We start from the raw sequence: 21802 nt of genomic DNA on the forward strand, positions 1-21802 counted from the left end.
AATCCGTGGACGTTACTGTTCTTCTTCCACTGACTTGGTAGCTGAGTGGATCGGGAAATTAGCGTTCGTTATCCCAGCTAAACAGAATTGTTCTACACCCTGTTTTGAAGGGCGTGTTTTACGGACGGTTATCTATGCTCAAATTGCCGTTACACTATTTCTTTCAACCAATGCTGTATCGACTTGCACTTGTACTGTATCATCGGTATTGTCTGTTTCAATATTATCGATTAAAAGCTTTAACGCCTGTTTTGTGATCATATCCTTCTTAACATGGATCGTCGTAAGCTCTGGAAGGATAATATTACTTTCTATTATATTATCAAATCCGATAATAGAAATGTCGTCTGGTATTCGTAACTTAAGGGCATGTAGTGATTTGATCATACTAATCGCCATGTAATCATTTTCACAAAAAATCGCCGTCGGGAGCTGCTCACGGTCTTTTAACAAATTAATCACCGTTGCTTGTTGATTGATTTCCATCGCTGGTAAGCGAAAAATATCATCCACTTCTATCGATACCCCTTGTTCAGCCAGCGCATCAAAGAAGCCTTTCTTTCTTAACTCAAAGTTATCGATCCGGGGAACACCTTCTCCATAGCCGATGTGTCGATGACCCTTTTCCAATAAATACTTGCCCGCTTGATACCCCCCTAAGTAGTTATTAATCGATACAGCGTTAACCGGTAAATGGTTAACCCATGTATCAACAACAACAAGTTGAGGTTGAATCGCTTTTACTAACTTAACTTGTTCACTTGTCAGGTTCGTACCGAGCAACAATATCCCCGCTGAGGCATGCTCGGCTTCAAGCTGACTCAGCTCCTCTGTTATATTGTCTGCATCAATAGAGGAGATTAATAGAGAATATGCAGAGCTTTTAGTCCCTTCTGTTACATAGCTCATTAATTCACTAAAAAACGGCAGGTTCTGATAGTGTTCGGTGATAATCTCACTATTTTTACAAGCAACAAAACGAATCACCTTTTTATCGACAGTCGTTTTTTTCCGTGTCGTTCGAAGTGGTTTATAGTTATATTCTTCAACAACCTTCAATATATGTGAGCGCGTTGCTTCACTTACGCCAGGCTTGCCATTTAACGCAAGCGATACGGCAGATTTAGAAACATTAGCTATTCTTGCAATATCTTCTATCTTCAATGCAAAAATCCCCATTCCGTTTAGTTTAGTTCTTATTTTAGTATATCATTTTACAATTATAAACGCAAAACAATGTTTGTTTAGTTGTTCAACCCATTAAAACGCCTAATGAAATTAAGAAAAAACCAGGTATTTTTTTTGAAAACGACGGTTGACTTAATTTTAGTTTAGTGTTAATTTTAACTAAAGAAAACACTTACTTTATCAAAAATAATACTAAACTAGTTTATTTAGTTTAGTGGTTGTGTTTTCTAAACTAAATAATTAAGGAGGTAGATTTGATGGCGCTAGATCGTGTGAAACTAGGCTTTGCACCAACGCGACGAAATCTTTTCAGTGCACCAGATGCTATAAAATATGCCAACCTAACACGTGATAAACTTCATGCACTAGACGTCGAGTTTGTCGATATTACTGAGATCAATGAGGATGGCTTACTTTATGATGATGAAGGAGTCGAAAGCATTGCTGAAAAATTTACTGCTGAAAAAGTAGATGGTTTGTTTTTACCTCATTGTAATTTTGGTACCGAATATGCCTGTGCTCGATTAGCTAAAAGACTAAATGTACCGGTTTTATTATGGGGGCCTCGTGATGAGCGTCCAGAAGATGATGGAAGTCGTTTGCGCGATTCGCAATGTGGCTTGTTTGCAACAGGTAAAGTTTTAAGAAGATTTCAGGTGCCGTTTACCTATATGAAAAATTGTCGTTTAGATGATCCTGAATTTGAGCGTGGGGTTAATGACTTTTTAAAAGTATGTAACGTGGTCAAAGTGTTTAAGTCGATGCGCATCTTACAGATTGGCCCACGCCCATTCGATTTCTGGTCGATTATGTGCAATGAAGGTGAATTGCTAGAGAAATTCAATATTCAACTTTCACCCATACCGTTAGGGGAACTCTATAAAGAAATGAATCATGTGCAAACGATGGAAACAGCAAAGGTTCAAAGCGTTATCGACTTTTGCCATACCCATACCCATGTAGAAATTAGTGAACAAGCCCTTAAAAAGATCGCTACACTAAAAGTGGCTTTGAAAAACTTGGGCGAAAAATATCAATGCTCCGCTGGTGTTATCCAATGCTGGACAGACTTTCAGGATGAGCTTGGCATTACACCTTATGCGGTTGAGGCGATCCTGCAAGATGAAGGTTTCCCTGTTCTTTGTGAGACGGATATTCATGGCGCGATTACGACACTAATGACCGATGCGGCAACAAGAAACGAATACAGATCGATGTTCGCGGACTATACCGTTCGCCATCCGGATAATGAAAATGGCGAACTTTTACAACATTTAGGTGTTTTTCCACTATCGACAGCAGAACAAAAACCAACGTTAATTCCGTCACACTTTGTTTTTGACTTTCCTGGTTCAGTCGGTATGGAAGCCAAAAAAGGCGAGATGACACTTTGTCGTTTCGACGGTGACAATGGCGAATACTCCTTACTCATAGGGAATGCCAAAGGAATTGACGGTCCGTACAATCAAGGGAGCTATGTTTGGATTGAAGTTGAAAACTTAAATCGTCTTGAAAGCAAGCTTGTATATGGGCCTTATATTCACCATTGTTCAGCTATCCATAGTAATGTTGTACCTGTTTTGTATGAAGCATGTAAGTACCTTGGCATTACGCCAGATTTCTTTGATCCAATCGAAGAGGATGTTAAAGCTTATTTGCGTGGCGACTAAACAACCAAAGGGGGCAATCAGATTGGTAAATTTACAAAAGAAAGCACTAGAGATTAGAAAAGATGTTCTTGAGATGATTTTCCATGCCAAAACCGGCCATACCGGATCGGACTTATCTTGCACCGATATCCTTGTTACACTTTATTACGATGTAATGAATATCGATGCAAATCAACCCGATGATCCAAACCGCGATCGTTATATTCAAAGCAAGGGTCATGCTGCTGAAGTTTATTGGGCTGTCTTAGCTGACAAAGGTTTTTTGGAAAAAGAGGAGTTAAAAACTTTTTCTGCTTATGGTTCAAGACTGATCGGCCACCCAAACAACAAAGTGGCAGGGGTCGAAATGAATACAGGCTCACTCGGTCATGGTTTACCGATTGCCACAGGCATGGCATTAGCAGCTAAAAAAAATCAAAAACACTATCGTACTTTTACTTTATTAGGAGATGGCGAGCTAGCTGAAGGGTCCGTCTGGGAAGGGGCAATGGCAGCCGCCCATTATCAATTGGATCAATTGACGGCAATTATCGACCGCAACGGCCTTCAAATATCTGGAGCAAGTGAAGATGTGATGAGGGTGGAGCCCTTAGCTGATAAGTGGCGGGCATTTGGTTGGCATGTCCTTGAAGTCGATGGAAATGATATTAGCGCTTTATCAGAAGCACTTCACCAACAACCTGTCACAGGTAAACCTACTTGCATTATTGCACACACCGTAAAAGGAAAGGGGATTAGCCTAGCAGAAAACCAAGCCGGCTGGCATCATCGTGTCCCTAATCAGGTTGAGTTTGATCAAGCAATTGCCGAGCTCGAGGCACAATTGGAGGTGTTAGATCATGAATAAGATTGCTAATCGCCAAATCATGTGTGAAACATTGCTCGAGCAAGCAAAAAAAAATAACGATCTGCTTGTGCTCACGAGTGATTCAAGAGGGTCAGCATCATTGCTTCCGTTTGCAGAACAGCTTCCAACACAGCTAATTGAAACCGGCATTGCTGAACAAAATATTGTCGGGATGGCAGCTGGCTTAGCTCATAGTGGAAAACGTCCCTTTGTCGCCTCACCCGCTTGCTTTTTGAGCATGCGGAGTATCGAGCAAATCAAAGTTGATGTCGCCTATTCAAATACCAACGTCAAGTTAATTGGGATTAGTGGCGGGGTAAGCTATGGGGCATTAGGGATGAGCCACCACTCTTTACAAGATATTGCGGTCACGCGCGCCATTCCTAATTTAGAAGTTATCATCCCAGCTGATCGCTTCGAAACAAAGGCTGTTTTTAACTACTTAGCCGAATCGGATAAACCAGCTTATGTTCGTTTAGGGCGCAATCCAGTTGAAGATTGCTACAGTGAAGAGTTAACGAGCTTTGAGGTAGGTAAGGCGGTAACAATGCAAGACGGGCGTGATTTGACGCTAATCGCTACCGGCGAAACAGTTCGTGTCGCACTCGATGCAGCATTAGCACTTGAGCAGCAAGGTTTATCTGTTCGCGTATTAAATATCCATACAATTAAACCATTGGATCAACAAGCGATCATTAAAGCAGCTCAAGAAACAAAGCTTGTCATGACTTTAGAGGAGCATAGCATTTACAGTGGACTAGGTGCAGCCGTAGCAGAAGTCATTAGTGCTATCCCTCAAAGTGCACCTGTCAAAATTCTTGGTATTGCTGACGAACCTGCGATAACCGGAAAAACAAAAGAGATCTTTGAACACTATGGTCTGTCAGTAGAAAACATTAAACAAATCGTAACAGATTACTTCAGAAAAAACGGGTAAAACCAATGAAAACATATACAATCATTATCGACCAAAGTACTGCCGGAACCAAGCTACTTTTGATGAATCAACAAGCCAACATCGTCGACAAGTTATTCAAGAAACACCAACAGCATTATCCAAACCAAGGCTGGGTCGAACATAACCCCGAAGAAATTATTGAAAACATTTATCAGCTTTTCGATGCCATGTTAATTAAACACCACTTAACGCCTAAAGCCATTAAAAGCATAGGCATAACGAATCAGCGAGAAACAGTGGTTGTTTGGGATAAAGTGACAGGACAGTCACTTTACCCAGCTCTTGTTTGGCAATGCAACCGAACAACAGAAAGGTGTCTATCATTAATTGATAACGGTTACGAAGCGCTCATTAAAGACAAAACAGGCTTAAAAGTGAACCCTTACTTTTCTGCAACTAAATTAGAATGGATCATCACAAAAGGTGGGGTTAAACCAAATGCAAACACATTAGCCGGTACAATTGATAGTTGGATTGTTTGGCATTTAACCAATGGCAACGTTCATGCCACTGATATAAGCAATGCTTCACGTACCATGCTGTTTAATATCAATACACGCGTTTGGGATAAACAGCTATTGACACTTTTCCAGATCCCAAATCACATCCTGCCAGTGGTCAAGGATTCACACGATGATTATGGCGATTATCGAGGCATTCCGATTAAAAGTGTTGTTGGTGATTCCCAAGCTGCACTCTATGGCCACGATTGTCAAAAGATCGGTACCGTAAAAGCGACATTCGGCACGGGCTGCTCCGTACTTATGCAAGTCGGACAAACGCCACCGCCTGCTAATGATGCGTTAATGACATCGGTCGGCTGGAAAATCGGCGACGATATCAGCTACACACTTGAAGGGACGATCCGCTCAAGCGGGGATACATTAAATTGGCTAAAAGATAGTCTGCAGCTGTTTTCTGATTATCAAGAAGCAACAGATGCAGCTTTTGCCATACCCGATAACGAAGGCGTCTATTTAGTACCCGCCTTTCTCGGACTTGGCTCACCTTATTGGGACACCGAAGCGCGAGCAGTTATTTCTGGATTAACTAGAAACGCATCAAGAAGCCATGTCCTACGCGCAGGTTTTGAAAGTATTGCCTATCAAGTAAAGGACATTATCGATACGCTCGCAAAAATAGAAAACATCTCTACATTAAAAGTCGATGGTGGGGTATCTAAAAATCCGCAGGTGATGCAGTTTTTAGCCGATATATTAAATATATCTGTAGTCACTACAGATATCGAGGAACTCTCAGCTTTAGGTGCAGCTCGATTAACAGGGGATATCCAAGACTTTAAGTGGACGATGAGAGAGCACTATACCCCTTCCTTAACCAAGGCAAAGCGGGTAGCTTTGTATCACGGATGGCAGGAAGCGGTGAAAAAGGTGCTGACATAGCCGACTCATATTAGAGGTATAACTATAAAAGCAGACGATGGAGGGATTACAATGGATTTTCAAGAAATTATCATTGGCTTGATTGTTAATGCGGGTAATGCAAAAAGCAAAGCAATGGAAGCGATTAAATGTGCAAAGACAGGCCATTTTAATAAAGCTGAAACATTCTTAATAGAGGCCGAACAACAAATGTCAGAGGCACACAAAGTACAAACGTCACTGATTCAAGGTGAAGCACGCGGGGAAAGTTATCAAGTCTCTTTATTGATGGTTCATGCACAAGATCATTTAATGACCTCACTAACCATACAAGATTTAGCTCGTGAATTCGTTGATCTTTACAAAAAAACAGACACACGAAAGGTGGAATGTTAAATGAAGCAGATAACCCTAGTCTGCGCTGCGGGTATGTCAACATCTATGTTAGTAGAAAAGATGAAACAAGCAGCAAAAGATAAAAAGATTGAAATTGAAATCAGGGCGACAGCTAATAGGGATTTTAAAGGATACGCTGACCAAACAGACATTCTTTTACTTGGCCCTCAAGTCAGCTATATGCTTGATGAATTAAAGACAAAATATGAACCAAAAGGAATTAAAGTTGATGTGATTAATACGATGGATTATGGCATGATGAATGGAGAAAAAGTACTTTTAGAAGCTATTAATGCTTAGTTTTAAGACCTAGATCTATGAGGTTTGCAAATTAGAATATGTTCACTTTTGATGTCAATACATTTAAATGGAGGGTTAAAAAATGTCTTTAAATAATTGGACAAGTACATTACAAAAGTATGCAGGAAAGCTACAGGCAAATAGATATTTGAGCTCTATCTCAAATGGTTTAATGTCATCCTTGCCTTTCTTAATCATCGGTGCATTTGCTACACTTTTTTCATCAATCGCTTGGGAGCCCTATCAAAATTTTATTGAACCCGTCAAAGGCTTATTAGGGATATTATCAACTTTCACAACAAATATGATTGCGCTCTATGCTGTATTCCTAATTGGCTATAGGCTCGCAGAAAGTTTCGAGAAAGACCCTGTCATTCCTGGATTAATATCTTTAGCTTCATTTTTAATTTTGACTCCTATAGAAAATTTTGATGGCGTAAATGCACTTCCACTGCAATGGTTAGGAGCACAAGGGCTATTTGTAGCAATCTTTGTTGGTCTACTGGCAAGTCGACTATATGTATGGGTTGTCGATCGCAATTGGACCATTAAGATGCCTGATGGAGTACCTCCAACCGTAGCTAAAACATTCGTCGGCTTAATACCAGCCATTATAGTCGTGGTTATTGCATTAATTACCACCGGACTATTTCAATTAACAGACTTTGAAACTGTCCACTCTTTTATTTATTCTTATTTACAAATACCATTACAAGGATTAGGTGGTTCATTAGGCGGGTTAATTGTTGCATTAACTGTCATGCAACTGTTATGGTTGTTTGGTATTCACGGTGCAATCGTGGTGATGGCAGTTATGCAACCGATATGGATTAGTTTAGATCTACAAAATTTAGAAGCATATGAGGCTGGCGCTGAACTCCCTAACATTGTTGGGATGGGCTTCTGGTCATACTCTGCCAATTTTGCTCCAATGCTTGGATTAATCCTTCTGCTCGCTTTTCGAGCAAAGACAAAACAATATCGGAAAATTGGAAAGTTAGGCTTACCAGGTGCATTTTTCGGCATTCATGAACCCATTGTTTTTGGTATTCCAATGGTTCTCAACCCGATCTTGGCTATTCCATACATTTTTACACCGGTAATCTGTGCAATCATTGCCTATTTCTTAACCACTACTGGGATATTACCACCTCCAAATGGCGTATATCCTGCATTCGGTACACCTATCTTTGCGAGTGGTTTGATTTTAGGAAGTATAAGAATTGCTTTGTTCCAACTAATCCTTATACCAATATGTGCGTTAATTTATTATCCATTCTTTAAAATTTTAGACAAACAAGGGTTGAAAAATGAACAAGCTCAAGAACAAGAAAATATGAGCGTTAGTTAAAACATTACCTTGCAAAACCACTTCAGGAAAAATAGATGATCCTTCTATTTTTCCTGATATATTTACGGAGGGATAACATTGCGTGAATTAAAAATTAATGATAATAAAAAACATTTGCAAACAAGCGAAGGCGAGAGCTTTTTCTATTTAGCTGATACCGTCTGGAGTGCTTTCACGAATATAAACTTAACAGATTGGGCCTATTATCTAGATACACGAGCAAAGCAAGGCTTCAACGTTTTACAAATCAATATTTTACCTCAATGGGATCGTAGTCACGGACACGCTCACCTCCATCCTTTTGAGCAAACTGACCAAGGGTATAATTTTCACCAGCTTAATGAGGCGTACTTCGAACATGCTGAAACAATGGTGAAAATGGCAGTAGAGAAGGGATTTACACCAGCTTTGGTGCTGTTATGGTGTAATTATGTACCAAATACATGGGCGTCTCAACTGATCGATACTATGATAATGCCGAAAGCAGCAATCCTTCCATATGTTGAAACAGTTGATAAGTATTTTTCTAAATATAATCCTATTTATTTTGTTAGTGGAGATACCGATTTTGAAACAGAAGAAACCATTGACTATTACCTAATCGCACTAAATAAAATCAAAGAGCTTGCACCACACTGTCTGGCTACCCTCCATATTAAAGGGCGGTTAGCTTCATTACCTGAACAACTACAACAGCATCATCATTTGGATTTCTACCTTTATCAATCTGGTCATAACGCATCTTATCAGGAAACAGCCTACACCGTAGCCGAAGCATTTGCTCAAAAAACGCCACAGCGACCTGTGATTAATTCAGAACCCTGTTATGAAATGATGGGTTACAGCAGACAAATTTACGGGCGATTTACCCGCTTTGATGTTAGAAAGGCAGCTTGGCAAAGCATTCTATCTGGTGCTAGCGCCGGAATTACCTATGGCGCACATGGGATATGGAGTTGGCACGATATAGATAGTAGATATGGTACATCACTAGGCGAAGGCTTTGTCACTCCATATCCATGGCGGACCGCTTTAGCATTTAATGGGGCTTGGGATTATAGCTTTATAAAGCGCTTTATCAGTGAGCGTGCTTTGTTTTCACTTGAACCCCAGGACATTATTTTAAATAAAACAAATGAGATTCGTGCCGCTAAACAAGGAACAACACTACTTATTTATGTACCGTATAATATAAATATTGAACTAACAGGCAAATGGGGAAATAAGCTGGCTAACGTTACAGAATTAGAAACTGGACATAGAGCCGATATACCTCTTAAACATTCAGATGGTACGACACAAATCCCAATGCATTATTTCACCGGTGATTGCCTTTATCTAATTGAATCTTAATCGGTTCCACATTTAAATCCCCTTTGTTTTAGGCCGACCAATAACAAGGGGGATTTTTTCATCCTACTAGCACACCTAACTTCTTTCCCTTTTTCTTTATTATTGAAAAACGCTTCAACTCCCTCACTTCTATTACTTCTACAAAATTTGTCGTAAAAAACTTTAAATATTTTACAAATAAGGGTTGTATTTTTTTGGATTTTATGGTCTTTATAATAGTAAGGAGGTGAATAAATTGAACGTACCTAATAAATGGAGTAGCAGTAGAGATGTCCAAGCTTTCAAGCATAGCAGCAGGTTTTTCTTTAACAATGTGATCATTAAAAATTTCCTGCAGTCTGACTATCACCGCTATCTGTTTGATAAAGTAGCAAGGGAACCATCGAAAGCAAACAGGGATGCACTTAATCATTGCTTCAAAGATTTTTATACTCAAATAAGGTTTATTAGTTATGTATCGAAAGTGATCCATTGGAAGGCCATACAATTTGCAAGAGATCGAACATTAGAAAAAACACATTACAAGTTATTGCTCGATACCCCGATAAATAATGAAGACAACAGCATCACATGGAAAGATCAGCTTAGAGATGAATCGGTAGCTAGTATTGAGCAACAAGTGATTAATGCCAGTCATCACTTCGACGATCAGATCCTAAACCCTATGTTATTTCATGGCTGGCAGCAGCTCACCTTAAGACAACAGATGATTTTAGAATACCTGTATATCGCAAAAATGAAAGATAAAGAAATTGCCAAGCTATTCGGTATATCCCAGCAAGCAGTATCAAAGTCAAAAATAAAAGCGTTAGCAAAATTAAAATCTTATTGTCAGGAGGTGTCATAGTGGAAGAAGCCCCTTTGTTTCTACAAGTCATTAGCAACTTTGGCTTTCCCATTGCGATAACGATTTTTTTGTTACTTCGATTTGAAAAAAGGATTGAACAGTTGGAGACGTCATTTAAAGATTTAACAAACACGCTCACAAAAAAATAATGCTTGAAAAAGGAGGTTAATCAGCGGTGGATGAGTTAATTGATTTAATTAAACAATTGAACAGCAAGGAAGATGATGGTATTGCTATCAATAAACTCATTAAACAGTTTGAACCTAAAATAAGAAGAAGTTTACATGAAATAGACGCTCTTGATAGAGAAGATCTTGCTCAAGAAATTAAACTGACACTTATTGAATTCATTTACAAATTCAATGCAGAAGATGTCCCAAACTTCGAACAATTTATTATTGATATTAACGAGCGTCAATGCAAACAGCTTCATTTTTAATCACGATATATAGAAAGGATTGTCGACCATTAAATCTATTGATTTTCTTCTTACAATCTAACCTGGCCTAAGTAAGTGATTTGATTACTTAGGTCAGCTGTTATGTCCTGTTTTTTTACTTCTGTCCTAAATACTCCTCAAATCATTCGTTCATTTATCTTTAAAAAATGATCTGCTAGATTCTTTAACATGAGTCGATGCTGTATACCTAGGTCATAAGTCTACTTCCGGCAGTTTATTTATTTCATTGATACGTTCTTACAGCGTTATAAAGCAGTTACACAGCCCTATTCCCATATTAAACAAAAATTTTAAATAATTTGAATTTTATTTCTATTTTCCTATTGTTTTTATGTAAAAAAATAGTATACTAATAGTGTAGTAAAAATTTCCAAAATTAAAAGGAGGATTTGATGAAACATTTGAAGTGGCTTGTTAGTTTAGTTGTTCTGTCGCTATTGGTTTTTCCTATTGATTCGGTGATGGCTGAAAAAACACTTGAACCTGATCAGCTTTATGAAGCCTTTGAGTTACCAGAACTTGATCCAGATAGGGTCAAAGAGATTGAAGTTTTTCTCGAAGAAGAGGGTATCCCTGAAGGGGAAGCTAACCCGACATCTCGTGCATTATCTACCAACAGCTCTCATCCCTTTTCCTCAATCAGTTTGCAAGGTGAAGTGATTGCCTACGATTCTTTTCAATCATCTATTGAAACCACAGAAACATCAAGTAGTATCCTTACAGATGACATATCCGTACTAAACGATAACAGAATTCAAGTCAGCAACACGACAGTTAACCCTTATAACGCAACAGCTAGAATTGAAATATTAAATCATAGCGGTGGTGGATCGACTTGCTCGGGCTCATTTATTACACCAAATCATGTATTAACCGCAGCCCATTGCGTGTACGATGCTTACAACAACCGTTTCCACCGTGGTTTTACGGTACGACCTGGTGAAAATGCTGGGAATCTACCTTATGGAACCTATGCAGTAACCAATGCTTGGGTAACAAACGGGTGGGCCTCAACAACACCACCATCTCCAGGATTAATCTATTTAACAGATGTTGTTCATGACTTTGCCGTATTACAGGTTCAAGGCCGACACTCACATACATTAAATGTAGCACGAGCACAAAACACCGGTGTCAATATCGAGGCGTTAGGTTATCCATTTGATCGCTCAACCATTGGGTCTGGTAATCAACGACTCTACTATTTATTCCGGTCACCAGGTAGAATTAATAGCTTTTCTAATGGTGCTATTGTCCATTCAAGTTATATAACAGGCGGACAAAGTGGCGGACCCATTCGAGTCGGTAACCAGACCGTTTCTGTTAACTCAACAGGAAGCTGGGGACCACAATTCACCAACTCGCATCTTGATTTGATCAATCAATGGACAAATTAATCTTGATATTATGAAGGTAGGAGGCAAGTCGCTTCCTACCTTTTTTAATATCTTCATAGGTATCAATCGATAAAAATTATTTAAATCAAATTAAAGGGTTTAGGGACGGTTATCTATGATAAAAACTTAGATCGTTTCAATCAACCGTTCTGCATCTTGCAAATACCCTTCTAATTCTTCACGTGATAAATAAGGTACACGCCCATAAAAGACATGGTCAATCAGTTCTACACTGTTTCCATTGAACAACCAATCTGATGTTACTGTACGAATTGCTCTACTTAATGGATTCTCTTTACCATCAATTACTTGTGGCTGACCCGTTGGTGTAAGAAACAATGCTCGCTTTCCTTTAAATCGGTCAAAGGCATCCTTATCCTCAAAGCTATACGCAAAGCCGTGCTGAAAGACACGATCAATATAGCCTTTCATAATAGCCGGCATGCCATTCCACCAGATTGGGAAAATATAAATATACAAATCACTTTCTAGCATCAATTGTTGCTCAATTTTCACATCTTCTGGAAATTGGGCATGATCTCGAACAAAATTGCCCGCCTCTATATGAATAGTATCTGAACCCTCTAAAATCGGATTAAAGTTCATTTTATATAAGTCTCTCACGTTGACGTGATAACCTTTCTTTTCAAGTGTTTTTGTCACCCTATCTAACAAAGCATGTGAAAAGCTACCTTGTCTAGGATGCGAAAAAATAATTAATGCTTTCACTTAATCAACTCCTCTCTACGCATTTATCCATTATTTTGTAAATCTAAATACTTAACGGTATCGAAAATGACTTGTGCACCCACTGCTAGATCGCCTTGATCAGCCCATTCTTTGTTCGTAAAAAGATCATCCCCACATCTGTTATTTGGGCAACCACCATCGCATCATGACCAGCACCACTGGGTAGTTCTACCGTTTCTAAGCTTTGCTTTGCAATGGCTGAAGCTATCGCATGATTAATCGTTGCAGATGTTTTCACGCCTTGTGACTGTTCGATTACTGTAAAATCAGCAGTAATGCCGCGCTTGGCTGCAACCCGCTTTAGATCCTGTCTTATTCGACCGACAAGCTTGGCCAATAAAGGGTCGGATAAATCACGCAAATCAACCGTGAATTCAACCTCACTCGGTATAACATTAATACCGCCTGGCTTAACTTTAATTTGCCGCACCGTTGCGACAGTAGCTTTTTCTGCCTATTGACCTCCATCCTGCCCCTCTCCCTATTTAGTATATTACGATCAACTTCTTAATGCTATCTTCACTAATAATGAAATTAGCATTGAGCACCATCCGCCGTAAGTATGATTGGTTATCGATCTTAAAACTGATCAAACAGTGAGTCAAATAGATGAGCTGAACTAGGGTTCTAGACTGTTTTTATTAACGCTGATCACACTTATGATTAACTTATTAAAGCTTAAAGGATGATAGAAATGAATCCATTATTTTCAATTTGGAGAAACAAACGTGCTAAACCATTAAAAGTAAGTCGTTATGGTCCTTATCAACATCAAACGATTGAACAACGCCTTAGTCATGAACGGTACCGTCAACAACAAATAACAATAACGCAAATTCGATAATGCGTTAAGTGCTTAAACCTTTACATTGTGTTGTATTAATATAAGATAATGTTATAGGTTTATTTCACAACTTTGATAGGAGGACGATTAAAATGACATACCAACAGGCACTAGACGCTTACATTGAAGCAACAAACAGCCATGATTTCAAACAAGTAAAGCAAATCTTAGCTGACGATGCTGTTTATTGGTTTACTGATCAAACATGTACAACACCTGATCAAATCCAAAATTATTTTGAAACCGCATGGACAATTATTCAAGAAGAAGTTTATCAAGCTCGTGATGTCAAATGGATTAGCACAGACGCAACGAGTGCAACCTGTTTATACACTTATTATTACGAAGGGTATATTGACGGGAGCTTTGTCTCAGGGAGCGGTCGGGCTACGAACGTGTTTGTTAAGAATAGCGAGAACGAGTGGAAACTTATTCACGAACATTTAAGTCCACAACCAGATAGCGTATAAAAACGTTTTTGCATCGATCCGATCACTAAACGGTTGATAACACCTCTGATTCTTATGCTTGAAACGTTCGGATCCACATTTTCATGAAATTCAAACGAAAGCAAGTCATGTATGATCTGGTATTAACACCATATTTTTAGGTCATGGAGGGGATTTACTAATGAACCAACTTTACCGATTGCAAAAGTACGATCTAACCAAGGCGAGCGAAGTACTCGTTAATGCATTTATGAATGACCCACTATTAAACGCTTTTAAAGATCAACCAAACTTTAAGGAAAAATATAAAGCTTTTTATACCGTACCTTTAACGTACGCCTTCAAATATGGCGAAGTATATGCGCCTACTAAACAGTTAGAAGGCATCATGGCATGGACAACGGGTGATGTTGCTGAAATGACCTTTGGGCGTATGCTTAGAAGTGGAGCCATGCTTCCTGCCTTCCGAATGGGAATGCAATCACAGAAAAATATTATGCCTTTTGTTAACCAATTGGCAAGCGATCGGGCTAAAAATATGGAAGGGAAAACGTTCTATTACTTAGCATTAATCGGTGTTGACCCAGCATATCAAGGACAAGGTTATGGAAAAACATTACTTAACAGCTTAATTGAAAAAAGTGAACGCGATCAAATACCCCTTTATTTAGAGACAGAAACAGAAAAAAATGTAGCAATCTACCAACATTTTGGCTTCAACGTACTGACAGAAACGCCATTACCTTCATTAGATATGAAAGCTTGGACATTGTTACGACAACCTTCTTGATTTTAGTATCACCTTGATCAAAACGTAAGCGTTTTTGTGATTTGGGCTTGCATTGGCTTGCAAACTTTTATATAATGCCTTTAATAAGAATTTTCGAAAAATATTGATTTTTACAAAACGCACCTTATATCAGTAGGCGGGGGCGTTTTTCTCCCATTTATTTCTATCTGAATGGATCAGGGCACTAGTGTCCATTATCTCTCACTGTCTAGAAGGTGTGTTGACTAAATTCATGTTCTCAACGCCCTTGTTGCTCTTTTAGGAGCAATGGGGGCGTTTTTATTTTCGGGAAAATTGCGGTAAGTTCTTTCGCTGATGCTTACCCTATTAATGCTGGTACCCAGTCAATGGGGCGGATCCGTAAAGCAATAAAAATGCATGATCCATTATTAAATAAACGGATCATGCGTTTTTTGTCTTATCTTTACTTTTGTTGATTTTAGCTAATCTTACTTATTTCGATTGTTCAAATAACCACGTTTTCATCTCTTGATCTTGTAAAGCTGGTACCCAAGAAAAATGGCCAATTGGTAAGATTGTTTCTTCCTCATATTCTGTATAGTTAAATGTTGTAGCATCATGTTGATCAGCTAATTCCGCCAGTTCTCTAATATTATCTGGTGTGACAACAAAATCATCTGCAGCATGGAACGCCCAAATAGGCATATCAAAATACGTATCCAAATGCTCCTGATCAACCGGTGCAATATTATCGTCATCTATCGCTTCAAAATGAGTGGTCCCCGCTATCGGAACGGCAGCTGCAAAGAAAGATGGATAATTTTCAATAAGTCGCCAAGTACCAATCGCCCCCTGAGATATACCGACAATATATATCCGATCTTGATCAATTGGATAATCCTCTACAGTTGCATCAACCAACTCTTTTACTGTACTGTTCCGAGGTTCATCTCCCCAAATAAAAAATTCTTCACCGTCTATCGGTGCTTGAGGTGCTAGGACATAAGCTGGATTTTGCGATTGTTGCTCAGGGCGAGCCCAGACCACCGCTCCCTCGTTACCTAATAGATTCACTTGATTGCCTGCTCCCCTTTCACCATTTCCATGTAAAAAGACAATAAGGGGATAGCTCGCTTCTTCTTCTAAGTCAGGCTCAAATAAGTAATAATCTAAATGCTGGTCAGTTGAAGACGTAAATTCATGATGTTGAAAATCCTCAACGACTGTTTGATACTGAGTTTCTATTTGTTGGCCTTCTTCAGGACCCGCTAATATGGTGTTACCATCTATTTCAACAGCTTCGTTAATTAAAGCGTAGTTAAGTTCTTGTCTAGTATTATACGCCGCTTCTTCATCATATATTAATGTCCCCGCTTCTTCATCGTCTGAATCAAGTTCAATAATAAGGTATTCTCCACTACTTGGCTGCTCAGACAAGCCAAGCTCATTATGGGTATAAACAGAAACGATCGTTCGTTCTAACTGACCTTCTTCAGTTTCTAATACAACTTGAAACGAATCATTGGCTAATTCAGTTTCGTTTATTTCTTCTCCAAGATCAATAGCAACACCATCAACTACTTCACCATAAGGTTGTACAGAGGTTAATAACGTTAACATATCACTAGTCAGTTCAATATTCATTTCTTGTTCATCACCTTCACCGTTATTCGCTTGACACCCGATTAGCAATAGAGTCGCACTGAATAAAATGACCATCAACCCTTGAATATTTTTAATCATAAACGAATTCTCCTTATCTTCTGTTGTGATTGGATAATGTTTGATTTGATTGGACGCGTTAAAACCGAGACTTCCAATTAATGAGAAAGAACGAAACGCCCACTGATTGGAAGTTTAGTGAATCCGGACATGAGCGTCCGTTAACTCCCGTGCACCTTAATAGATTATGTTTGCTTTCTATTTTGAGCCGGGTTTTTTACGGACAGTTATCTGTGATAAGTTTACACTAACGTGGTCATCCTATAATTGAATACAACGCCTAAAAACATTATTTAATTTGAATCAAATAATGTTAACTATCTACCCCCCTTCCTTTTTCATGACTTTCCCTTTTCATGCGCAACTCGGCGATTGCTGTTTTATCTTTATATAGAAATCTTATTGGTTAAGCGCTTTCATTTAAAGTTAATCCTTTTCCTGAAGTAGTGGAAAATAATTGTTTAGCTGTTTTTTAAACATAGAATGAACCTTCAATCAGTAGGCTGTTCGGACGTTTACCCGTGATAAAAGACATGCCAAGGCAACTCGAATTCGCTCACGTATTTAGTAAATGAATTAGCTTATCTTTCCCTTGATAACCGCCTTCCACCTCTTTATTGAACTTTCCTAACGTCAAAAAAGATTGAACAAATCGTTAATCAGCGTGTTCAATCTTTTATTCATATGCTCTATTTTATAGTCTTGTTAGCGATAAAGTACCCAATAACCTATATCCTCAAATCCTAATTTTTTATAGATTTTTCCTGCATCAGGATTATCATAAAATAAGCAAAGTTCCTTCCCCTCATTTATCAAATCGTTAATGGCTTTGGTCAAACATTGTGTCGCTAATCCACGTCCCATGTAGTGTTGATCTGTTGCTACTGCTACAATCATAGCCGAACAACTGTTTTCAGCAACAGTAGAAACCGTTGAGACCACCTTTCCTTCAGCCTCAATAAAATACCCTCGACCAACACCTTGCTCAATATCCCGCTTTTTCGTCTTAACATTTATCGATTCTCTTGAGTCTGCAAACTCTGGAATACTTTGCATGAAAGCTACCCATCTTTCTAAATCACCTTCTTGGAGGTGCTTTACCTCACTTAAATCAATATCACCAAGCTGACTCGTCGTCGTACACTTAGCATAATAAAGCAAACGTTGTTGACGATTCTCTAAGGCAAGATGAGGAATGACTTGGTTCGTTATCGCTTGTAAGCCTGATAAAATCGGCCTCTGTACAGCTTGATTGATAATATCTGCAAAGCCTTTTGCGTCAAATGTTGTTAAGCTAAACGGAATATAATTATCTTCATATCTTAATAGAACAGCTCGTAAATGCCCTTGATCATCAAAATCGCCCCAGACCTCTTGAAAACGTTGTTGATAACCAAAAGCCTCAATGTCACCAATTATAAATAGATTTTCTGCCGGCTTTTTCATTATCAAAGCTTGTACAGCTTGATTATCTGCTTCTGTTAATTTACGAATCATCTTTCTCCACTCCCTTTGTTATCTTATTTGTTCGTTTTATTGATACATCAGCCAGCGGCCGACATGTTGATAGCCTAATTTGTCATAGAGCTTTCCAGCAATCGGATTATCATAAAAGAGATAGAGTGACTTGCCTTCTGATAGAACATCACGCATTAATTGAGCGAGACAGATCGTTGCCAATCCTTGCCCTGTAAAATTAGGATGCGTACCGACTGCCGATATCATGGCAGAATGATCATTTTCTAAAGCTGTAGAAGCCGTCGCTACCATTTGATTATTTTGATTTATACAGTAACAACGCGAAAGACCTCGCTCAAGGTCACTTCGTTTTGCATCAATCCGAGCTGATGAACCTTGAAATTCAGGGATCTGATCAAGTAACCCAGCTAATCGCTCAACTTCTGATGGTGCTAATTTATTGATCTGATCGGTTTTATTAGACGTGGTCAAATCGGCCAATCTGGTGCATCTAGCAAAATAGAGATGATCAAATCTATTGGTCAAGCGCTTGAGATAAGGTGCAATTGGAGCAACTACCGATTCTAAGCCAAACAACATCGTACGATTTTGTTCAGCATTAATAATTTCTGCAAAACCTTTTGCATCATAAGCACCAACAGAAAATGGGATGAAGCGTGTGTGGGCACGCCACAAGACCGCTCGTAGCTTTCCATCCTGATCAAAGTCCCCCCACCCCAATTGATCACTATCCTGATAGCGATAGGCATCCAGACAACCGCGAATAAATAAATTTTCTATCGGTTTATGATTCAAAAGTAATTCGACTTGAACACCGTTAGCCTCAGTTAATTTTTTTATCATGTATGAAGCTCTCCTTAAATTTATCTTATTTAATAATGGCACTTCGACTTTATTTTTACAACGCTTTTTTTTAGAACAGGTGATTCAATAGGTGCATACCTAACAAACCTTAGAACTAATAACTGATAGTTAGGAGAAAGCCTGCCTTATATGCTAAAATAACTGTAATAGCAAAAGAATGGAGGTTAAAATATGAAAAATAAAAATTGGGAAGACATTTTCTTGTTTATCATAAGTATATTGCCATTAACATTAATATTGTATGGTGCTTTAGATATTTTTACGACTGGTAGCCAAGTTGGTCTTCGTTACATCTACATAGGTGTTATTGCTATGTTAATCTACATGCAATATTTAGAAAGAAAATTAAAAATCGGTCTTAAAGCTTCTATTTTACGTGTGTTGATTGGTATGGCTGTATTTGTGTTACTTGTCTTTTTAGTAAATTAATCATTTCCCGGGAAATGACCACAAATTTAGGAGGAGATCGTAATGGATAAAATTATTTTTGTTGAGACAGGCGTTGGGATTGATACACATGGACAAGATGTGACAAAGGCATCGATTCGAGCAGTAGAAAACGCGATTCATTATAATTCAATGCCCGGTATCAAAGATTACTTGCCAGACCAATCATTACATAACATGAAAGTTAACATTGTCTTAGCTGTTCCCGCTGACAAAGAGCAATTAGATGTGAATAAAGTCAAAAATGAAATTCCATACGGTGAAGTCACAATCGAGATTGTTGACGGAGGTTTGGCAACGACAAGTGGCATCGTATTAGAAGAGCAAGCGGATAAAAATGATCTCATGTATGTCGTAAATGCTGCTGTTCAAGTAGGCTATTAAGTAGAAAAAGAGGATAGTCATATAGCAGATTCCCCACAGAAAATTTCGCATATTTTCGTAGAAGTGCACAGAAATAAATCGCTCTAAATTTATTAGTTAACCCATAGATAAGAAAAGCTCACTTTCGCCACTCCTTTAGCGAATCGGTTAGCTTTTCTTATCCTTGGTATTTTAACCCTTTTGATTGAGATTTCACACTTAACATAAAAAATGTTGGTTAAACATCACTATTTTACTACAGCTAATACGTCTACATACGCCACCATGTTTAAAAATAACTACACCTGTTGATATCTTTTATTCTTTTAGCCATGATTACATGACATATTGTTCACTACTGTAATGGCAACAGCAACATGCTGCTTAGAACGTTTACATCCACTCCTTTCCTTTCGCTAACATAACTGAACCTTCAATCAATAAGGAATAACATCTAGTATAGCTTAAGTTATCCACATGGTTATGCACACATGATACGATTTATTAATTATTAACGCCTTTTCAACAAGATATTCACACCTTCTCCACAAAAATTTACGTTCACTTCATAACCTATTAATTTATATAGTATTAGAATATTTGTTCTCTACTATATATAGAAAGTTACACACAATGTTATGCACAACCTGTGCATAACATTGTGGTTTATACACAAAAAAGCAACGTATTTAGCTTAATTAAGCAAAATACGTTGCCATTCATGCTACTATTGTGTGGATAACTCTACTGTCGTTTTATTTCGCTCTCCATCTCGATAATAGGTAATCTCCATTTCCTGACCAGGTTGTTTTTCTTGATAAAGATGTTTTCGTAAATCAACAATCGTATAAATAGGATCCCCATCTAGTTCTGTAATTACATCATATGTTTCAAGTCCCGCTTCATCCGCTGGAGAAAATGGTTCAACACTTTGAATATAAATACCACCATCAACATCGTTAGGAAGCTCGAGACTTCTCCGCCATTCTGTTTGCGGTATATCCGTTAATGAATACGCCTCTACGCCAAGAAAGGCGCGCGTCATTTGTCCTGTTTCCTCTAACTCCTGCATCACCGGTATCGCCTCATCAATCGGAATAGCAAAGCCGATCCCTTCAACAGCTGACTCGGCAATCTTCATCGAATTAATGCCTATCAATTGCCCTGACATATTAATTAGCGCACCGCCACTATTTCCAGGATTGATCGCTGCATCTGTCTGAATAACTTCAGTTTGCCAATCGGCTCGACCATCACCACTAAAATCTTGTGGGATCGCACGCTGTGTTCCACTAATAATACCTTGCGTGACAGATCCAGATAAATCAAGACCTAAAGGATTTCCGATCGCAATCACGGGTTCACCGACTTTTGTTAATTCTGAATTACCAAATTCAATCACCACATCTACTTCGCTAGCGTCAATCTCTAATACCGCTAAATCAGTAAACATATCTGACCCTTTTAATTCTGCCATCAATCGTGTACCGTCTTCTAATATCACTTCGATTTGACTCGCACCCTCAATTACATGATGGTTGGTTACAATATAAGCACGGTCCCCTTCTTGTCGGTAAATAACACCAGAACCTGTCCCCCCATCATACGCCTCTTGCTCCCAGAAATTAAAACTTTGTGTTTGAATATTTTCCACACCTACAACGGCTGGAATAACATCTTCAACAATTGCGGTTACCTGTGTTGAAATATCAACGTTAACAGGCGTTAAACGATTAAGCATCTCTGCATGATTCGTTGTTTGGTCTGCCCCTTGATCAGAGGCTTCCTCTTGTTCAGGAATGACATAAAACTGATAAGGTAACCAATTTGTTTCAACTATTTTTGGTAAGGCAACAGCAAATAAAAACGCACCTAATGCTATACCAATCAATAAGTACAATAACCAATATGGGCGATTTTTACGGTAAAGCCCACGCCTTTTCTTTGAGGTGCCATCATCAAAATACACCATACGATCATCCCC

General features: G+C 38.6%; 24 protein-coding genes. 17 read left to right on the plus strand and 7 right to left on the minus strand.

From position 1 onward, the window contains the following. Positions 1–138: 138 nt before the first annotated feature. Positions 139–1164 carry a LacI family DNA-binding transcriptional regulator gene (locus B494_RS0106285; RefSeq protein WP_017471530.1) on the minus strand — a complete coding sequence of 342 codons (1026 nt, stop codon included), beginning with the start codon at positions 1162–1164 and terminating at the stop codon, positions 139–141. A 281-nt stretch (positions 1165–1445) separates the two neighbouring features. Here B494_RS0106285 and B494_RS0106290 point away from each other — a divergent pair, with 281 nt between their 5' ends. From B494_RS0106290 to B494_RS0106345, 12 genes are all read left to right on the plus strand, one after another. Next, positions 1446–2858: an L-fucose/L-arabinose isomerase family protein gene (locus B494_RS0106290; protein WP_017471531.1), complete on the plus strand. Its 1413-nt coding sequence runs from the start codon at positions 1446–1448 to the stop codon at positions 2856–2858. 22 nt (positions 2859–2880) lie between these two features. Beyond that, positions 2881–3705 carry a transketolase gene (locus tag B494_RS0106295; RefSeq protein WP_017471532.1) on the plus strand — a complete coding sequence of 275 codons (825 nt, stop codon included), beginning with the start codon at positions 2881–2883 and terminating at the stop codon, positions 3703–3705. After that, a complete protein-coding gene (locus B494_RS0106300) occupies positions 3698–4642 on the plus strand; it encodes a transketolase family protein (RefSeq protein WP_017471533.1) in 945 nt (314 codons plus the stop codon). Before B494_RS0106295 ends, B494_RS0106300 begins: the two co-directional genes overlap by 8 nt. Positions 4643–4647: 5 nt before the next feature. Continuing rightward, positions 4648–6066, plus strand: coding sequence for an FGGY-family carbohydrate kinase (locus B494_RS0106305; RefSeq protein ID WP_017471534.1), 1419 nt, complete (start codon positions 4648–4650; stop codon positions 6064–6066). 51 nt (positions 6067–6117) lie between these two features. Further along, positions 6118–6441: a PTS sugar transporter subunit IIA gene (locus tag B494_RS0106310; RefSeq protein ID WP_017471535.1), complete on the plus strand. Its 324-nt coding sequence runs from the start codon at positions 6118–6120 to the stop codon at positions 6439–6441. After that, the gene (locus B494_RS0106315; RefSeq protein ID WP_017471536.1) at positions 6442–6741 is read left to right on the plus strand and encodes a PTS sugar transporter subunit IIB; all 300 of its coding nucleotides are present in this window, start codon (positions 6442–6444) and stop codon (positions 6739–6741) included. 82 nt (positions 6742–6823) lie between these two features. Beyond that, the gene (locus B494_RS0106320; protein ID WP_017471537.1) at positions 6824–8092 is read left to right on the plus strand and encodes a PTS sugar transporter subunit IIC; all 1269 of its coding nucleotides are present in this window, start codon (positions 6824–6826) and stop codon (positions 8090–8092) included. 78 nt (positions 8093–8170) lie between these two features. After that, positions 8171–9445 (plus strand): glycoside hydrolase family 140 protein, encoded by a 1275-nt coding sequence (locus B494_RS0106325; RefSeq protein WP_017471538.1) that lies wholly within the window; start codon positions 8171–8173, stop codon positions 9443–9445. A 235-nt stretch (positions 9446–9680) separates the two neighbouring features. After that, positions 9681–10292 (plus strand): sigma-70 family RNA polymerase sigma factor, encoded by a 612-nt coding sequence (locus B494_RS0106330; protein ID WP_017471539.1) that lies wholly within the window; start codon positions 9681–9683, stop codon positions 10290–10292. Further along, positions 10292–10441, plus strand: a complete 150-nt coding sequence (locus B494_RS19050; RefSeq protein ID WP_017471540.1) for a YvrJ family protein — start codon at positions 10292–10294, stop codon at positions 10439–10441. Before B494_RS0106330 ends, B494_RS19050 begins: the two co-directional genes overlap by 1 nt. Before the next feature lie 26 nt (positions 10442–10467). Beyond that, on the plus strand, positions 10468–10731 hold the full coding sequence (locus B494_RS19055; protein ID WP_017471541.1) for a helix-turn-helix domain-containing protein: 264 nt from the start codon (positions 10468–10470) through the stop codon (positions 10729–10731). Between the two features lie 413 nt (positions 10732–11144). Beyond that, positions 11145–12149, plus strand: a complete 1005-nt coding sequence (locus B494_RS0106345; RefSeq protein WP_017471542.1) for a trypsin-like serine peptidase — start codon at positions 11145–11147, stop codon at positions 12147–12149. A gap of 126 nt (positions 12150–12275) precedes the next feature. On the opposite strand, the gene B494_RS0106350 is transcribed toward B494_RS0106345, so the two are convergent. Both B494_RS0106350 and B494_RS0106355 read right to left on the minus strand, forming a co-directional pair. Further along, positions 12276–12878 carry an NAD(P)H-dependent oxidoreductase gene (locus B494_RS0106350; protein WP_017471543.1) on the minus strand — a complete coding sequence of 201 codons (603 nt, stop codon included), beginning with the start codon at positions 12876–12878 and terminating at the stop codon, positions 12276–12278. An 85-nt stretch (positions 12879–12963) separates the two neighbouring features. Further along, positions 12964–13329, minus strand: coding sequence for a zinc-binding metallopeptidase family protein (locus B494_RS0106355; RefSeq protein WP_017471544.1), 366 nt, complete (start codon positions 13327–13329; stop codon positions 12964–12966). Between the two features lie 264 nt (positions 13330–13593). Here B494_RS0106355 and B494_RS20975 point away from each other — a divergent pair, with 264 nt between their 5' ends. From B494_RS20975 to B494_RS0106370, 3 genes are all read left to right on the plus strand, one after another. After that, positions 13594–13743 carry a hypothetical protein gene (locus tag B494_RS20975; protein ID WP_017471545.1) on the plus strand — a complete coding sequence of 50 codons (150 nt, stop codon included), beginning with the start codon at positions 13594–13596 and terminating at the stop codon, positions 13741–13743. A gap of 92 nt (positions 13744–13835) precedes the next feature. Continuing rightward, positions 13836–14213, plus strand: a complete 378-nt coding sequence (locus B494_RS0106365) for a YybH family protein (RefSeq protein ID WP_017471546.1) — start codon at positions 13836–13838, stop codon at positions 14211–14213. A gap of 160 nt (positions 14214–14373) precedes the next feature. Beyond that, positions 14374–14982 carry a GNAT family N-acetyltransferase gene (locus B494_RS0106370; RefSeq protein WP_017471547.1) on the plus strand — a complete coding sequence of 203 codons (609 nt, stop codon included), beginning with the start codon at positions 14374–14376 and terminating at the stop codon, positions 14980–14982. Positions 14983–15435: 453 nt separating this feature from the next. Here the strand turns inward: B494_RS0106370 and B494_RS19060 are convergent, their stop codons facing one another. From B494_RS19060 to B494_RS0106385, 3 genes are all read right to left on the minus strand, one after another. Continuing rightward, positions 15436–16686 carry a PHB depolymerase family esterase gene (locus tag B494_RS19060; protein WP_017471548.1) on the minus strand — a complete coding sequence of 417 codons (1251 nt, stop codon included), beginning with the start codon at positions 16684–16686 and terminating at the stop codon, positions 15436–15438. A 684-nt stretch (positions 16687–17370) separates the two neighbouring features. After that, positions 17371–18162 carry a GNAT family N-acetyltransferase gene (locus B494_RS0106380; protein ID WP_017471549.1) on the minus strand — a complete coding sequence of 264 codons (792 nt, stop codon included), beginning with the start codon at positions 18160–18162 and terminating at the stop codon, positions 17371–17373. Positions 18163–18198: 36 nt separating this feature from the next. After that, positions 18199–18987 (minus strand): GNAT family N-acetyltransferase, encoded by a 789-nt coding sequence (locus B494_RS0106385; RefSeq protein ID WP_017471550.1) that lies wholly within the window; start codon positions 18985–18987, stop codon positions 18199–18201. Between the two features lie 192 nt (positions 18988–19179). Here B494_RS0106385 and B494_RS0106390 point away from each other — a divergent pair, with 192 nt between their 5' ends. Beyond that, a complete protein-coding gene (locus B494_RS0106390) occupies positions 19180–19437 on the plus strand; it encodes a hypothetical protein (protein WP_017471551.1) in 258 nt (85 codons plus the stop codon). Between the two features lie 42 nt (positions 19438–19479). Further along, positions 19480–19839, plus strand: coding sequence for a Lin0512 family protein (locus B494_RS0106395; protein WP_017471552.1), 360 nt, complete (start codon positions 19480–19482; stop codon positions 19837–19839). Between the two features lie 706 nt (positions 19840–20545). Here the strand turns inward: B494_RS0106395 and B494_RS0106400 are convergent. Continuing rightward, entirely contained in the window at positions 20546–21790 is a 1245-nt protein-coding gene (locus tag B494_RS0106400) for a S1C family serine protease (RefSeq protein WP_017471553.1), read from the minus strand. Between the last annotated feature and the right edge of the window lie 12 nt (positions 21791–21802).

This window comes from Amphibacillus jilinensis Y1, from assembly GCF_000306965.1.
GTDB classification, from domain to species: Bacteria; Bacillota; Bacilli; order Bacillales; family Amphibacillaceae; genus Amphibacillus_C; species Amphibacillus_C jilinensis.

Excerpts from the sequence above, each read along its gene's own strand:
- B494_RS0106290 (WP_017471531.1), top strand. The coding sequence starts at position 1,446 with ATGGCGCTAGATCGTGTGAAACTAGGCTTTGCACCAACGCGACGAAAT.
- B494_RS0106300 (WP_017471533.1), top strand. The coding sequence starts at position 3,698 with ATGAATAAGATTGCTAATCGCCAAATCATGTGTGAAACATTGCTCGAG.
- B494_RS0106305 (WP_017471534.1), top strand. The coding sequence starts at position 4,648 with ATGAAAACATATACAATCATTATCGACCAAAGTACTGCCGGAACCAAG.
- B494_RS0106310 (WP_017471535.1), top strand. The coding sequence starts at position 6,118 with ATGGATTTTCAAGAAATTATCATTGGCTTGATTGTTAATGCGGGTAAT.
- B494_RS0106315 (WP_017471536.1), top strand. The coding sequence starts at position 6,442 with ATGAAGCAGATAACCCTAGTCTGCGCTGCGGGTATGTCAACATCTATG.
- B494_RS0106320 (WP_017471537.1), top strand. The coding sequence starts at position 6,824 with ATGTCTTTAAATAATTGGACAAGTACATTACAAAAGTATGCAGGAAAG.
- B494_RS0106345 (WP_017471542.1), top strand. The coding sequence starts at position 11,145 with ATGAAACATTTGAAGTGGCTTGTTAGTTTAGTTGTTCTGTCGCTATTG.
- B494_RS20975 (WP_017471545.1), top strand. The coding sequence starts at position 13,594 with ATGAATCCATTATTTTCAATTTGGAGAAACAAACGTGCTAAACCATTA.
- B494_RS0106365 (WP_017471546.1), top strand. The coding sequence starts at position 13,836 with ATGACATACCAACAGGCACTAGACGCTTACATTGAAGCAACAAACAGC.
- B494_RS0106370 (WP_017471547.1), top strand. The coding sequence starts at position 14,374 with ATGAACCAACTTTACCGATTGCAAAAGTACGATCTAACCAAGGCGAGC.
- B494_RS19060 (WP_017471548.1), bottom strand. The coding sequence starts at position 16,686 with ATGATTAAAAATATTCAAGGGTTGATGGTCATTTTATTCAGTGCGACT.
- B494_RS0106380 (WP_017471549.1), bottom strand. The coding sequence starts at position 18,162 with ATGATTCGTAAATTAACAGAAGCAGATAATCAAGCTGTACAAGCTTTG.
- B494_RS0106385 (WP_017471550.1), bottom strand. The coding sequence starts at position 18,987 with ATGATAAAAAAATTAACTGAGGCTAACGGTGTTCAAGTCGAATTACTT.
- B494_RS0106390 (WP_017471551.1), top strand. The coding sequence starts at position 19,180 with ATGAAAAATAAAAATTGGGAAGACATTTTCTTGTTTATCATAAGTATA.
- B494_RS0106395 (WP_017471552.1), top strand. The coding sequence starts at position 19,480 with ATGGATAAAATTATTTTTGTTGAGACAGGCGTTGGGATTGATACACAT.
- B494_RS0106400 (WP_017471553.1), bottom strand. The coding sequence starts at position 21,790 with ATGGTGTATTTTGATGATGGCACCTCAAAGAAAAGGCGTGGGCTTTAC.